Origin of the sequence: Chryseobacterium gotjawalense (assembly GCF_030012525.1) — a bacterium.
Lineage (GTDB): Bacteria > Bacteroidota > Bacteroidia > Flavobacteriales > Weeksellaceae > Kaistella > Kaistella gotjawalense.
The window spans coordinates 2,681,219-2,696,027 of sequence record NZ_CP124855.1 but is presented as its reverse complement, the minus strand read 5'-3'; the positions used below and the strand labels follow the sequence as shown (position 1 = coordinate 2,696,027).

16 protein-coding genes are annotated in these 14,809 nt (G+C 37.9%); 4 read left to right on the top strand and 12 right to left on the bottom strand.

Translation table 11 applies throughout. The features are described from left to right. The first annotated feature begins 11 nt into the window (after window positions 1–11). Together sppA and QGN23_RS12335 are read left to right on the top strand one after the other, a co-directional pair. Complete coding sequence (gene sppA / locus QGN23_RS12340) at window positions 12–1,769, top strand: signal peptide peptidase SppA (RefSeq protein ID WP_282904575.1); 1,758 nt, start codon at window positions 12–14, stop codon at window positions 1,767–1,769. A gap of 142 nt (window positions 1,770–1,911) precedes the next feature. Further along, window positions 1,912–3,360 (top strand): IS1182 family transposase, encoded by a 1,449-nt coding sequence (locus QGN23_RS12335; protein ID WP_282904574.1) that lies wholly within the window; start codon window positions 1,912–1,914, stop codon window positions 3,358–3,360. Window positions 3,361–3,594: 234 nt separating this feature from the next. On the opposite strand, the gene QGN23_RS12330 is transcribed toward QGN23_RS12335, so the two are convergent. The 9 genes from QGN23_RS12330 to QGN23_RS12290 form a co-directional block, all read right to left on the bottom strand. Beyond that, window positions 3,595–3,849: a GlsB/YeaQ/YmgE family stress response membrane protein gene (locus QGN23_RS12330; RefSeq protein WP_282904573.1), complete on the bottom strand. Its 255-nt coding sequence runs from the start codon at window positions 3,847–3,849 to the stop codon at window positions 3,595–3,597. 145 nt (window positions 3,850–3,994) lie between these two features. Beyond that, window positions 3,995–4,948: a signal recognition particle-docking protein FtsY gene (ftsY, locus tag QGN23_RS12325; RefSeq protein ID WP_282904572.1), complete on the bottom strand. Its 954-nt coding sequence runs from the start codon at window positions 4,946–4,948 to the stop codon at window positions 3,995–3,997. Between the two features lie 108 nt (window positions 4,949–5,056). Then, the gene (locus QGN23_RS12320; protein ID WP_133439611.1) at window positions 5,057–5,212 is read right to left on the bottom strand and encodes a DUF4295 family protein; all 156 of its coding nucleotides are present in this window, start codon (window positions 5,210–5,212) and stop codon (window positions 5,057–5,059) included. A gap of 19 nt (window positions 5,213–5,231) precedes the next feature. Then, entirely contained in the window at window positions 5,232–5,414 is a 183-nt protein-coding gene (rpmG, locus tag QGN23_RS12315; protein ID WP_133439610.1) for a 50S ribosomal protein L33, read from the bottom strand. 6 nt (window positions 5,415–5,420) lie between these two features. Beyond that, window positions 5,421–5,660, bottom strand: coding sequence for a 50S ribosomal protein L28 (rpmB, locus tag QGN23_RS12310; RefSeq protein ID WP_133439609.1), 240 nt, complete (start codon window positions 5,658–5,660; stop codon window positions 5,421–5,423). A 147-nt stretch (window positions 5,661–5,807) separates the two neighbouring features. Beyond that, window positions 5,808–6,842, bottom strand: a complete 1,035-nt coding sequence (gene murB / locus QGN23_RS12305) for a UDP-N-acetylmuramate dehydrogenase (RefSeq protein ID WP_282904571.1) — start codon at window positions 6,840–6,842, stop codon at window positions 5,808–5,810. A 3-nt stretch (window positions 6,843–6,845) separates the two neighbouring features. Continuing rightward, on the bottom strand, window positions 6,846–7,364 hold the full coding sequence (locus QGN23_RS12300) for a DUF2199 domain-containing protein (RefSeq protein WP_282904570.1): 519 nt from the start codon (window positions 7,362–7,364) through the stop codon (window positions 6,846–6,848). 230 nt (window positions 7,365–7,594) lie between these two features. Beyond that, window positions 7,595–8,800 carry a pyridoxal phosphate-dependent aminotransferase gene (locus tag QGN23_RS12295; RefSeq protein WP_282904569.1) on the bottom strand — a complete coding sequence of 402 codons (1,206 nt, stop codon included), beginning with the start codon at window positions 8,798–8,800 and terminating at the stop codon, window positions 7,595–7,597. A gap of 463 nt (window positions 8,801–9,263) precedes the next feature. After that, window positions 9,264–11,405, bottom strand: coding sequence for a M3 family metallopeptidase (locus QGN23_RS12290; RefSeq protein ID WP_282904568.1), 2,142 nt, complete (start codon window positions 11,403–11,405; stop codon window positions 9,264–9,266). 80 nt (window positions 11,406–11,485) lie between these two features. Here QGN23_RS12290 and QGN23_RS12285 point away from each other — a divergent pair, with 80 nt between their 5' ends. After that, on the top strand, window positions 11,486–12,283 hold the full coding sequence (locus tag QGN23_RS12285) for a head GIN domain-containing protein (protein WP_282904567.1): 798 nt from the start codon (window positions 11,486–11,488) through the stop codon (window positions 12,281–12,283). Window positions 12,284–12,382: 99 nt separating this feature from the next. On the opposite strand, the gene QGN23_RS12280 is transcribed toward QGN23_RS12285, so the two are convergent. Genes QGN23_RS12280 through QGN23_RS12270 form a run of 3 tightly spaced genes read right to left on the bottom strand, consistent with a single transcriptional unit; the run spans window position 12,383 to window position 14,207 of the window. Further along, window positions 12,383–13,189, bottom strand: a complete 807-nt coding sequence (locus QGN23_RS12280; RefSeq protein ID WP_282904566.1) for a TPM domain-containing protein — start codon at window positions 13,187–13,189, stop codon at window positions 12,383–12,385. Further along, window positions 13,170–13,598 (bottom strand): TPM domain-containing protein, encoded by a 429-nt coding sequence (locus QGN23_RS12275; protein WP_282904565.1) that lies wholly within the window; start codon window positions 13,596–13,598, stop codon window positions 13,170–13,172. Before QGN23_RS12275 ends, QGN23_RS12280 begins: the two co-directional genes overlap by 20 nt. Continuing rightward, window positions 13,599–14,207: a LemA family protein gene (locus QGN23_RS12270; protein WP_282904564.1), complete on the bottom strand. Its 609-nt coding sequence runs from the start codon at window positions 14,205–14,207 to the stop codon at window positions 13,599–13,601. A gap of 76 nt (window positions 14,208–14,283) precedes the next feature. Between QGN23_RS12270 and QGN23_RS12265 the strand changes: the two genes are divergently transcribed. Continuing rightward, window positions 14,284–14,781, top strand: coding sequence for a dihydrofolate reductase (locus QGN23_RS12265; protein WP_282904563.1), 498 nt, complete (start codon window positions 14,284–14,286; stop codon window positions 14,779–14,781). Window positions 14,782–14,809 lie beyond the last annotated feature (28 nt).

Below are 14,809 nucleotides of genomic sequence, written 5' to 3'. Positions count from 1 at the left end.
ATATATAAGTTATGAAGAGTTTTTTTAAAAATGTTATGGCAAATATAGTGGCTATTATTATTATAGCCGCCGTGTTTTCACTGTTTTTAATAATGATGATTGCAGCAAGCGCATTAAGCGGTGAACAAAAACCTAACATTAAAGACAATACGATCCTCACACTTGATTTTAAAACCAATATCATCGACAGCCCTACGGAAGATCAGAATGAGATGTTTGCCTTTGGTGATAAGCCGAAAAATATTTTAATATTCGATATGCTCGAAGCCATTAAAAAAGCGAAATCTGATGATAAAATTAAAGGGATAAGTATAGAAACTGATGGAATCCGTGCCGGCCTTACACAGTTAGATGATATTCGCGGCGCGCTGGAAGATTTTAAGAAAACCGGAAAATTCGTATATGCTTACGGTAATGTGGTTTCTCAGGCCGCTTATTATTTGGGGTCTGTTGCTGACCAGTATATTCTGAATCCAGCTGGAGGAATTGATTTAAAAGGGCTGTCAACCGAAGTTTTATATATGAAGAGCTTTGCGGATAAATACGGTATTGGAATTGAAATCATCAGACACGGAAAATATAAGTCCGCTGTAGAACCGTTTATGAGAGATGATATGTCGCCGGAAAACAAAGATCAACTTTCAACTTTATTAAATGATATCTGGTCCGTAAATTCACAGAAAATCGCAAATTCACGAAAAATTGATCCTGCACAGTTTAAAACCATTGTCGACAGTCTTTATGCAGCTATTCCCGATTTAAGTTTAAACTATAAATTAGCAGATAAGTTAATGCAGAAAAGTGAGTACGATCAAATGATTAAAACAAAACTGAATCTGGCGAAAAAAGACAAACTTACCAAAGTATCATTTAAAAAATACATCAGTTCTTTCAGTAGTGATTCCTCCAAAAAAGACAACCAGGTTGCGGTACTGTATGCATCCGGAGCAATCTATAACGGGGAAGGATACCAAAATGTTTATGCCGATAATTTCATAAAAGAAATTAAAAAAATTGCAGATAATGACAAAGTAAAAGCAGTCGTCCTAAGAGTAAACTCTCCCGGCGGAAGCGCAAATGCGTCTGATGAAATCCTGTTCGAATTACAACAGCTGAAAAAGAAAAAACCCATTATTGTCTCTTTCGGCGATTACGCTGCTTCTGGTGGTTATTACATCGCGATGGCCGCAGATAAAATCTACTCTGAACCGAATACCTTAACCGGGTCTATAGGAGTATTCGGGATGATTCCTTACTTTAAAGAAGCTGCAAACAAAAACGGCCTCACCTCTCACCCCGTCACTACCAATGCGAATTCTAATATGTACTCCGTCGTAAATGGCGTTACTCCAGGTGGAGTAGCCATTTTAACCAAAAGCGTAGAAAAAACGTATAAACGATTTGTACATTTTGTAACAGAAAACCGCAAGAAATCTTTTGCCCAAATCGATGAAATCGGTGGCGGCAGAGTCTGGAGCGGAACCCGCGCGAAGGAAATCGGCTTGGTTGATGAATTGGGAACATTGCAGGATGCGATCAATTTCGCAGCACAAAAAGCAAAGCTGAAAGATTATAGCGTAACTGCTTACCCAAAAAAAATGAGCCAGTTCGAGCAACTATTTAAAAATCTTGATGAAGATGAAATTTCTGCAAGACTGATTAAAAATAAAATCGGAACAGAAAACTACAAACTGTTTGAACAAATAACCAATCCGAAATTACAGCAAGGCGTAATGATGAAAATGCCTTTTGAAATTAAAATTGATTAAATCCTTTAGTAAAGTTTAAAAAAAATCCCGCTCTGAAATTCGAGGTCACTGAAAAAGTGCTTTATAATAAACAAAGGAGGGAAAACAGTTTTGTTTTCCCTCCTTTTTCGTATCTTAAAGGCGTATTTCAAAAGCAGAATATATGTTGGTACAGCAAGAAAAACTAGCACTGAGTTCCTATTCCGGATTATATGATTTAATTGTTCCCAGAGAAAATCTTCTTCGTAAAATTAATGAGCTTATTGATTTTTCTTTTATCTATGATGAGCTTTTGAACAAATATTGTTTAAGCAACGGTCGTAATGCAGAAAGCCCTGTGCGGATGTTCAAATACCTGCTTTTGAAAAGTATTTATACGGTTTCTGATGTAGATGTGGTGGAGCGTTCCCGGTATGATATGTCGTTCAAGTATTTTTTGGGAATGACTCCCGAGGAGAATGTCATTAATCCCAGCTCGCTTACAAAATTCAGAAAACTGCGTTTGAAAGACAGCGATCTGTTAAGTTTACTTATAGGCAAAACTGTGAGCATTGCCATTGAAAAAGGGATCATCAAATCCAGATCAATTATTGTAGACGCGACGCATACCCTGTCCAGAAGTAACCCTTTTTCCACGATAGAAGCATTGCGGGAACGCTCAAAATTACTTCGGAAAACCGTTTATCAGTTTGATGACGAATTTAAAACTCAAATGCCTTCAAAAAACACCGATAATGATCTAAACAAGGAATTGGATTATTGCAGAGAACTCGAAAAACGTATTGAAAACGACCCCGCTGTCTGTGAGATCCCTGCCGTAAAGGAGAAACTAAACCTTCTGAAAGAAATGATGGAAGACACCAACGAGCAATTGGTTTTTTCAAAAGACGGTGACGCCAAAACGGGTCATAAATCCGCTGACAGTTCTTTTTTCGGATACAAAACGCATCTGGCCATGAGCGAAGAGCGCATTATCACGGCAGCCGTTGTAACTTCTGGAGAGAAGGGTGATGGCCCGGAGCTTCCAAAATTATTGCAGATGAGCCAGGATAACGGGATGGAGGTAGATGCCATTATTGGCGATGCCGCTTACAGCGGAAAAGAAAATCTGAAATTAGCAAAGGAACAAAACATCAAAGTGGTCGCCCGACTGAATCCCGCCATCACGCAGGGGTTTCGAAAAGATGAAGATCAGTTTGACTATAATAAAGATGCTGACCGTTTTGTTTGTCCTGCCGGGCACATGGCAATCCGCAAGGCTAGGCAGGGCAAGAAAAACAAAGGGAAAAATCAGGTTGACACTTATTATTTTGATATCGAAAAGTGCAAGGTTTGCCCACTGAACGAAGGCTGCTACAAAGCCGGGGCGAAATCCAAAACCTATTCAGTCTCCATTAAATCAAATTTCCATCAGGAGCAAATGGCTTTTCAGGAAAGCGATTATTACAAAGAAAGATCCAAACACCGCTATAAAATTGAAGCCAAAAACAGCGAACTTAAAAATGTGCACGGCTATAACAGAGCGATTGCCTACGGCATCGAAAACATGCAAATGCAGGGAGCAATGGCTATTTTCGCAGTTAATTTGAAGAGGATACTGAAGTTAATATAGAGAAGAACGATATCTGAGCAGTAATTTATCAAAAGTCGTCACAGAGCACACATCCAAGACCATAAAGCCACAAAAATTTTATACACAAAAAAAGAAAAGAACTTATTACGAAAGTTTTAAACATCGTAATAAGCTCTCCTTTGTAACCCAAATTAGAAGAATAAACTAAAAATCATAGGGTTTTTCAGTGACCTCTGAAATTCAGAGCGGGATTTTAAATTTTTAGTTATTTGGTTAACCTCGTCTGGTGGCCATTCCGTAAATCCACAAAACAATTAACGCGCCTGCAACAGCCAAAAACATACTTCCGATGTTGAATCCTGTTACATCACCCAAACCTAAGAGCTGGCCGACAAACGCACCAACATAAGCGCCTACAATTCCTAAAACAATTGTCAATAACCAACCCATTCCCTGATTTCCCGGCATAATGAATTTTGCAATAGCTCCTGCGATAAGACCAAAAATGATCCAAGTTAAAATTCCCATAGTTTTAAAATTTTTAATGTTAATATTAAGTAATTATTATTGTTGATTAAATATCAAACATAAGACCAAAATGATTTAAATCATATAAATTGGTTCTAAAAATAAAAATTTACTAAATTAATCCTAACCGCATTATCCTTACATTTTATCTCTTTTTAAAGAAAGAATCTACAAATTCAGGTCCGTTAAACAGCTGTAAATCAGTCATTTTTTCACCTACGCCGATATATTTTACAGGAATTTGAAACTGATCAGAAATCCCGATCACCACTCCTCCTTTCGCAGTACCATCAAGTTTTGTTACCGCTAAGGCATTAACTTCCGTTGCTGCTGTGAATTGCTTTGCCTGCTCAAAAGCATTTTGTCCCGTAGAACCATCCAAAACCAAAAGAATCTCGTGAGGAGCATCAGGAATTACTTTCTGCATCACTCTTTTGATCTTCGTCAGTTCGTTCATCAGATTCACTTTATTATGCAAACGACCGGCGGTATCTATAATGACGACATCTGCCTGATTGGCCACCGCACTTTGCACCGTATCAAAAGCCACAGACGCAGGATCGCTGCCCATATTCTGTTTCACAATCGGCACACCTACTCTTTCGCTCCAAATCGTCAATTGTTCTGTTGCCGCTGCCCGGAAAGTATCTGCAGCACCCAGTACTACTTTTTTACCTTCCGATTTAAACTGGTGCGCCAATTTCCCGATTGTCGTGGTTTTGCCCACTCCATTTACGCCGACAACCATTATGACATAAGGCTTTTTCGTTTCATCAATATTTCCGGTTCCTGCGTGCGGGTTTTCCAGGAGCAAACCTGTAATTTCTTCACGAAGAATCTGATCCAGTTCATCGGTGCCCACAAATTTATCTCTTGCTACACGCTGCTCGATTCTTTCAATGATTTTAATGGTGGTAGATGCACCCACATCCGAGGCGATAAGAATTTCTTCGAGATGATCTAAAACATCTTCATCAACTGTACTTTTCCCAACAACTGCTTTGGAAATTTTCTCAAAAAAACCTTGACTGGATTTTTCTAATCCTTTATCTAATGATTCTTTCTCCTCCTTTTTGAATATTTTTTTATACCAACTCATTATAAAAATTACAAATTTGAATTATAAACATGTGCCACTGGCAAACAAAGATAAAATAAAAAAACTATCCATTTAGGATAGTTTTATATATTCTCGTGTGAGTGAAAATTATTTTTTCAAATAAGCATCAACTTCATCAGCGTTCATTACTTTCTCATCGAAAACGTAAGCTCCACTTTTAGCAGACTTTACCATTTTCACAACTTTGGTCATTTTTTTTGAACCTGCACCACCTTGAAGTGTTGCTACTACTTTTTTTGCCATTTTTTATTACTTTAAAAAATTACTTAATTTCTTTGTGAACAGTATATTTCTTCAGTACAGGGTTGAATTTTCTCAACTCTAATCTCTCGGTAGTGTTCTTCTTGTTTTTAGTAGTGATGTATCTTGACATTCCTGCTACTCCGGTTTCTTTGTGCTCTGTGCACTCCAGAATCACCTGTACTCTATTCCCTTTTTTTGCCATGATTTCTTATTTTTTAATGAAACCACTTCTGGTCCCTCTTACAATTGCTTCTTCAATCCCTATTCTATTGATAATTCTCAATCCGTGAGCTGAAACTTTTAAAGTTACAGATTTCTCTTGCTCCGGAAGGTAAAATTTCTTTTCCAATAAGTTAATTTCAAAACGACGCTTCGTTTTGTTATTAGCGTGAGAAACATTGTTTCCTACCATGGCACGCTTTCCTGTTATTTGGCAAATTCTTGACATATCTCGACGTTCTTATTTCTGAATAAATATTTGAGAGTGCAAAATAACGAAGAATATTTTAGTTAGACAAATATTATTGTAAATTATTTCAAAGAAAATTCAATCTTCTGCACTGCTATTATTGGTAACGGGAAATTCCTTTTATTATTAAACAATATTTACCTCTCTTTCCAGCTCAATCCCGAATTTTTCTTTTACCGACTGAATTATCATCCTAGAAAAATCAAAAATTTCTTTTCCGGAAGCTTCTCCGGTGGCATTTACGATTACTAAAGCCTGCAATTGATGTGAAGCCACATTCCCGATTTGTTTCCCTTTCCAACCGCATTGTTCGATCAGCCAACCTGCCGGAATCTTCACCAAATCCCCATTTGGATAATTCGGCATTTCCGGATATTTTTTCTGAACTTCTAAAAATTGCGCCATCGGAATCGAAGGATTTTTAAAAAAACTACCCGCATTTCCAATTATTTTCGGATCTGGAAGTTTACTCTGCCTGATGTTGATTACCGCCTTAGAGACATCCTGAATCGTGACACAGCGATTATCGGAATATTCACTTCCCAACTTCTTTAATTCAGCCTGAATCGCGCCATATTCTGTTTTGATTAAATGGTCTTTTCGGGTCAGTTTAAAAGTCACTTCCAGAATAACATATTTCCCTTTTCCTTCCCGTTTAAAAATGGATTCCCTGTAACCGAAACGGCATTTTTCATGATCAAATTTTTCTACTTCCAAAGTTTCCAAATTCAATACTTTGCAACTCACGAAAGTATCTTTAATCTCCACCCCATAAGCGCCAATATTCTGCATCGGCGACGTCCCCACATTCCCGGGAATTAATGATAAATTTTCTAAACCTCCATAACTTTTACCCAGGCAATACTGAACAAACGCATGCCAGTTCTCCCCCGCTTTTGAAGTTACGAGAACCTCATTCTCACTTATAATTTCTTCTGAAACACCTTTCAAATCTAATTGAATGACAACTCCGTCAAAATTTTGGGTAAATAAAATATTGCTTCCACCACCTAGAAAAAGTGGTTGTGCATTTTTAGCATTTGCGTATTTCAGCGCTTCAAAAAGTTCGTCTAAAGAAGTAACTTCTGCGAAATATTTTGAGGTCACATCAACGCCGAAAGTGTTGTGTTTTTTTAAAGAAAAATGGTGTTGGATGTTCATATTTTATTTCGGGCTGTTTGAGAGCATATTGTGAATTCTTTTCTCGGCTTCCTCTTTGGTAATTCCATGGTAAAAATCGTGCACAAAAGGATGATCAAAGTCTAAATGAGGATAAATTTCCGGCCTCTGATTTCCACTTTTGGTTTTTACATCCATCGGAATGCTTTTTTCAAATTTGTAATCAGGAAGCGCATTGCTCAGCCAACCAAAATAGATGGTTTCGTGATTTTCATTATTGAAATTAGCGACATAATCCTCATAACTTTCTTCGCTTACAGAAACCCAAAGTCCATATTCCAAATAAAGACCGGATTTTGCAATCTTCTGTTTTAATACCACCCGAATAAACCGGTCTGTTCGATCCGGATATTCAATCGTACAGAAATCTGAATCGATATGAACAGGAAAACTGTTTTTCTGTTCCTCCGTAAGCCAATAATAAGAATTGGGATAAGCAAAATTCAGCGCCGGATAATCGTGATGAATCTCACCACAAACTGAACATTTATATTTTGAATTCATTATTTAAGTTAATATCATTATTTAATAAAAACGTTCTGCAAATTTACTAAAATTTAAAACGCTTTAATTTTTTCAATTTTAATTTTAATTGACTGAATTTACATTAATTCAATCATCATATTGACGGAATTTACTTCTAAAGACAAGTACTTGATTTTATCGCTTAAGATTAATCAAAAAAAGCCACGAATACAATAAATATCCGTGGCTTTTGTTTATTTTTAAAAATATTAAAGACCGAATTCAATCTTATATTTCTGAAGCGCATCATTCAACAATTCTACACTTCTGCGTAAATCTGCTTCTTTTAAAACGTACGCAATTCTCACCTGCTTTTTACCCAGTTCCGGATTGCTGTAAAAACCGCTCATCGGCGCAACCATTATGGTTTCGTTGTTATGAGAATAGCTTTCGAGCAACCATTGCGCAAACTTATCGGTATCATCTACCGGAAGTTCTACCGCACAATAAAATGCGCCTTTCGGTTTCGGACAAATCACTCCCGGAATTCCGTTGAGTAAATCAACCAAAACATTTCTACGGTGCGTATATTCTGCACGGACTTTCAAAATATATTCTGTATCATTTACGTGAGCCGCCGCCGCCGCAATCTGTCCCAAAAGAACCGGACTTAATCTTGCCTGCGCAAAAAGCATTGCAGCATCATGAATCTCTTTCGAACGGGTCACCATAAAACCGATTCTTGCGCCACACATCGAATATCTTTTGGACTCAGAATCGATGATCACACAGTTTTCTGCAATTTCAGGAAAATCAAACATCGAAACCTGCTGTTTTCCATCGTACACATATTCTCTGTAAACCTCATCGGAAATAATCACGATATCATGTTTCAAAGCAATATCGGCCAACTTTTGCAACTCTTCTCTGGTGTAAAGATACCCCGTTGGATTCCCGGGATTACAAATTAAAATCGCTCTTGTCTTTGACGTAATTTTTTTCTCAAAATCTTCAATCGGCGGCAAGGCAAAACCACTGTCAATCGTAGAAGAAACCGCGACAACATTTACATTGAAGGTGTTGGTAAACCCATTATAATTCGCATAATAAGGCTCAGGAATAATAATTTCATCACCATCATCACACAAAGTAGAAATCGCAAAATTCAACGCTTCAGAACCACCGTTGGTCACGATAAAATTATCGGTCGTCAAATCGGTAAATCCTAAAGAATGATAATAATCTTTCAGCGCTGTTCTGTAATCCAGATTGCCTTCTGAAAGTGCATATTCAAAAATCTTTAAATCATTGTTTTTCACAGCATCCAAAGCAGATTGCGGTGTTTCGATATCGGGCTGACCAATATTCAAATGATACACTTTTATTCCTTTCTGTTTTGCTTGCAACGCGTAAGGAACCAGTTTTCTTACCGGCGATGCAGGCATATGCTGCGCTCTGTGAGATATTTTTGGCATTATGATATATTTTTTACAAAATTAAGAATTTTTTTGGAGCAGGACGATTTTTACTTCTTTGAGGTTCCGGTCCGGCTCTCCGTTACAATCTTTTTTTGCCCTTTCCTAATCCAACACCAAAAAAAAGGATTTCCTCTGCGATCCGGGCTAAAAGTTCAGGCGGTTTGTTTTTCACATTTTTTTTAACACAAATGTTTTCACGAACGACACGAATATATTTTTACAAAGCAACAGAAAACCACAACATCAAAAACAATCCTTGCTAGTTAAACTGGTGAAATTTCTGAACCCATTCGTTTAATCTGTGTTTAAAGCATCGCTAATTTCCGAAGGAAATCTAATCCTCTTAATTACTTAACTGAATCTTAATGGTTAAGTTATCAACTTATTTCACCAACAATTTTCAAGACAAAAAAAAACCGTAGAAAAAATCTACGGCTTCAAAATTATTTTATGTGAACTTTTATTTTATAAATCCTTTGCTTTTTAATAACGGATTTAAATCAGGATTTCTGCCGGTGAAGTTTTTAAACGCTTCATTCAGATCCATAGAATTTCCTACCGATAAAATATATTTACGGAAACGGTCACCATTTTCACGCGTCATTCCACCGTGGGTTGTGATCCAGTCCCAGGCATCAGCATTCAGCATATCGCTCCACATATACGCGTAATATCCTGCAGAATAACCGCCGCCCCAAATGTGCGCAAAATAAGGAGAATGGTATCTTGGTGGAACTTCTTTCAAATTAAAACCATATTTTGCCAGGACGGCTTTTTCAAATTCCAAAGTCGGCTTAAACTGGGAAGCGTCGGTTACAGAATGCCAGTTCATATCAATGGTCGCCGCAGAAACCAGTTCTGTTGTAGAATATCCCTGATTGAAAGTTCCTGCTTTTTTAATTTTGTCAACTAACGCCTGTGGCATCGGCCGTTTGGTTTGATAATGCAAAGCGTAATTTTTCAGCACCGAAGGTTCCAACGCAAAAAACTCGTTGATCTGAGAAGGAAATTCCACGAAATCACGCGGCACGTTGGTTCCCGAAATTGAAATGTATTTTTGGTCTGCAAACAACCCGTGCAGCGTATGTCCGAACTCGTGGAACATCGTGGTAACATCATCATACGAAATCAAAGAAGGTTTTCCTTCTGCCGGTTTCTGATAATTAAAGACATTTACGATAACTGGTTTTTGACCTAATAAATGCGATTGTTCAACGAAGTTGCTCATCCAGGCTCCACCATTTTTGTTATTTCTGGTATAAAAGTCCAGATAGTAAATCGCCAGAGATTTCCCGTCACGGTCGAAAACTTCATAAGCCACAACATCTGTATGATAAACAGGAAGGTCATTTCTTTTCTTAAAAGTAATTCCGTAGAATTTTTCTGCAGCGTAGAATACTCCTTTTTCTAAAACAGTTTTTACTTCAAAATAAGGCTTGATTTGATTCTCATCTAAATCATATTTTGCTTTTCTCACCTGTTCCGCATAGAAATTCCAATCCCAGGGTTCTACGGAGAAACCTCCTTTTTGCTGGTCGATCAGTTTCTGAATTTCGTCGCTTTCTTTTTTCGCAGTTTCTACGGCAGGAGTTGCCAAACGTGCCAAAAGATTCACTGCATTTTCAGGAGTTTTCGCCATCTGATCCTGGAGTTTCCATTCTGCAAAAGATTTCTTACCCATCAGATGTCCTTTTTCCATTCTCAGTTTTGCTTCTCTTTCCAGGATACTTCTGGTGTCGTCCGCGTCTCCTTTTTCGGCTCTGTACCAGGAAGCTTTGAAGAGTTTTTCTCTGGTTGCTCTGTTTTTTAAATTCTGAAGCATCGGCTGTTGCGTGGTATTCTGTAAAGCAAGCAAATACCCCGTTTTTCCGGCACTTTTTGCATCTGCAGCAGCGGCGGCGATTTCATCAGCAGAAAGTCCATCCAGTTCTTTCACATCGGTAATCAACAGGGCGCCATCTTTTCTTGCATTTAACAGTTTGCTGGTATATTGCGTAGAAAGCGTGGCTAATTCCTCATTAACTTTCTTAACCTGCGCTTTGTTTTCAGGAGAAAGATTAGCTCCGGCGATTTCGAAATTGGTGGTATACAATTCCAAAAGTCTTTTTTCTTCGGAACCTAAATTTTCTTTTTTAATGGCTTTGATTCTGTTATACAATTTCTCATTCAGCATAATTTTATCGCTCAATGCTGAAAAAACGGGCGCATACACTTCTTCCAGTTTCTGTAAAGTAGGGTTGGTATTAGATCCTGTCAAATTATAAAATACAAGCTGCGCTCGTTTCAACACTTCACCGCTGTTTTCTAAAGCCACGATGGTATTTTCAAATGTAGGAGCCGCTGGATTATTGGCGATATTATCTACTTCCACGATTTGTACTTTCATCCCATAATCAAATGCGGGTTTGAAATGTTCGTCCTTAATTTTATCAAATTCCGGTGCCTGGTATTGCAACGGACTTTTTTTCATAAAAGGGTTTGCTGCCAGAGTGGCATCCGGAACTGGAATTTCGGTAGGAGAAGCATTGGTGGTTTTCATAGTTGTACAGGCGGTTGTCATCGCCAAAGATGAAATAAAAAAAACAGATGTAATATTTTTCATTCGTAAATTGTTATTAAAGGATAAAGGTATTAATTTTTAGATATATCTTTAACATAACAAATCACTAATACCCCCAGTCTATGAAAACAATCTCTATTTCTGTACTCGCCGCATTTTTAACCTTATCTTCCTGCAACATCAAATCTGAGAATGGATTTCCTTTTAATCTGACGCCAAAAGAAGGAACCGGCATCCTCAAAACCCAGGAATATAAAATGTCTTTTGATGAAATTAAAGTCGCGCAATCCATTAATGCAGAGGTAATAAAAGCGGACGAAGAAAAAGTCGTGGTCACAGCTCCTGCTGATATTTTAGATGATATTTTAGTGGAAAACAATGGCGGTAAGCTATACATCCACTTTAAACCAAATCTTAATATTTCAGCACGGAATATCTCGGTGAAAATTTTTGCTAAAGATTTTAATACCATTAAAGCCAGCTCATCCGCAACGATAATCATAAAAGATAAATTCACTCAGGAAAAAACCGACATTGAAGTTTCCAGTTCAGGAACGATTAAAGGAAATCTGGAGGCCAATGATTTATCGATTGACGTATCGAGTTCAGGAACGTATTCCGGAACGGTCTGGGCAGTAAATCTGGAATCTGAAGTGACTTCTTCCGGTGATATCATTATTTCCGGAAAAACAAAAAACGCTACTTTGAAAGCCTCCTCATCCGGCACCTTAAACGCCAAAAACGTTATTGCTGAAAATGGCGACATCAGCGCATCGAGCAGTGGTGATGTAAGCCTTTCTGTTTCTAATCAACTTAAAGCTTCAGCAAGTTCGTCCGGAGGAATTGAAATTACGAGAAAAGGGAATTTAAACATCGTCAGCCAGAAAGAAAGCAGCGGTGGAAGTATTTCGATCCGATAAAATTTCGCTTTAGTCCAAATAAAAATTCAGCTCTGGAATATCGGAGCTGAATTTTTTTTATGTTAATTGGATATTGTAAACTTAATTACAAAAAAAGTATTACCAACCGCCAGAAGCACCACCGCCACCGAAACTTCCGCCACCGCCGAAGCCACCGAATCCGCCACCGCCGCGGGAACCGCCGCCAAATCCACCGCCACCGAAGCTGCCTGGGAATGGGAAGAATCCACCGGGATAAATACTTCGTCCTCTTCGGGAAAGAATCACATCATCGTCATCATTATTACCGCCACCACCCCGGCCGCCATTTTTAAATAAAAAGCTAAGGATGATGAAGACAAAAAAAGCAATCATCACGAGTTGACCCGGACTTAAACCTTTTTCACTGGAAGTATCTTTGACAATAGGTTTAAATTTCCCCTGAACCGCTTCCATGAGCGCAGTTGTTCCACGGTTGATTCCTTCGTACCACAAACCTTTCTTAAAATTCGGGGTAACGATATAATCCATAATCTGTCCGGCAACCGACGCAGTTAAATACTGCTCAACGGCGCGTCCCTGCTGGATCGACATGGTATGATCCTCGGTCGCGATAAGGAAAACAATTCCATTATCAATTCCTTTTTGGCCGATTCCCCATTTTTCGCCATACATTGTCGCCAAATAATTCACATCTTCACCACCGGTTGTGGGAATAATAATCACTTCAATTTCAGTAGAAGTTGAATCTGAAAATTTAATCAGTTTTTGATTCAGTTGATCTTTTTCAGTTTGCGTCAAAAGTCCTACCTGATCGTAAACCGGATAAAGAACTGCTGGTTTTTCTGGAACTTTCTGGGCAAAAACAAAAATGTTTAAACCTAATAAAAGAAAAGCTAAAAAATAGTTACGAGAACGTAATCTCATTGGGAAGTTCATTTGGATTTTCTCCCACAATCGGGAAATGTTTTTTCAATTCAATACCGGTTTCTACAATGCCTTTTTTCAAACCTTCGAAATACTTGCCTTTGGAAAATGCTGTTGTAATTTCATCATGCATCTGATCCCAAAATTGTTGGTGAACTTTTTTATGGATTCCTTCGTCACCGATGATGGTAAGATATTGCTGTTCAAAATTCACATGAAAAAGCACAGCATTTTTTTCAGCAGTCTGATCCTTACAAAGTTTTTTGAAAACTTCAAAAGCAATCTCTGCATTATTTCCTTCGGTGGTGGAATCGATATGAATCCTGATTTCTCCGGTGGATTGGTTTTCTGCTGTTTGAATGGCTTCTACCAGAGAAGCCATTTGATAATCTGTGAGGAAAGTATTCATTTAATTGGTAAAAACTTCTGGTGCTTTTTCCGCGCCAACTTCAGCTTTAAAATAAGGTTTCTCTTTAAAGTTGGTAAAGTTCGCCAAAATATTATTCGGGAACGTTTTAATCGCCGTATTATATGCCTGCGCCGATTCGTTATAATAGACCGTTTCGCTTCGGATGCTGTTTTCTATCGCCGTATATTCTCTTTGGAAATTAATGTACTGCTGATCCGCTTTCAGATTAGGATAACTTTCTACCACGGCCATCAATCTGCTTAAAGAACCTGTAAGCTCCCCTTGAGCGGCTTGAAACTTCGCCATATCTCCTTCAGTCATATTGGTAGGATCGATGGTAATTGAGGTCGCTTTTGAACGCGCTTCTATTACTTTGGTTAAAGTACCCTGTTCGAATTGCGAATACGATTTTACGGTCCGTTCCAAATTGGGAATCAGGTTCGCCCGTTTCTGATAAACAGTTTCAACATTTGACCATTTTGTATTGACGGTCTGTTCTTTGGCAACGAAATTATTGTACCCATTTTTGCCCCAGAAAAAAACCAGTACGGCAATAACAAGAAGAGCAATACCGATTGTTCCGGCGCTCATGCATCCTTTATTTCTCATAGTTTATTATTTTTTTAATTTAAAGTGATACCCAAATATACAAATTATGTGCTAAATTTGTGAAAATTTAAATAAAATGATTACAATTGTTGTAGCAATGGGGTTAGACAATGAAATTGGTGCAGACAATCAATTACTTTGGCATCTTCCAAAAGACTTGAACCATTTTAAAGAAATTACTTCCGGGCATCCCATTATCATGGGCCGCAAAACTTATGAAAGTATTGGCAAACCGCTTCCCAACCGCACGAATATTGTAGTCAGCAGAAAAAAAGACTGGTTCGAAGAAGGGATTTTGATTGTCGGCAGTATCAAAGAAGCCGTGAAATTTGCCAAGAAAATTGATGAGGAGATTTTCATTATCGGCGGCGGAAATATTTATGAACAAACCCTTGAATTAACAGATAAAATCGAGGTAACTCTGGTAAAAACCAATATCAAAGCGGATACTTTTTTCCCCAAAATAAGTCCTAAAATCTGGAATAAAACAGAAGAGGTTTGTCATGGAAAAGACGACAAAAATGAGTTTGATTTCTGTTTTCAGACCTATGAGCGAAAAGTAAAATTAACTTAAAATTCAGGAATTCTACATAGACTTCAAT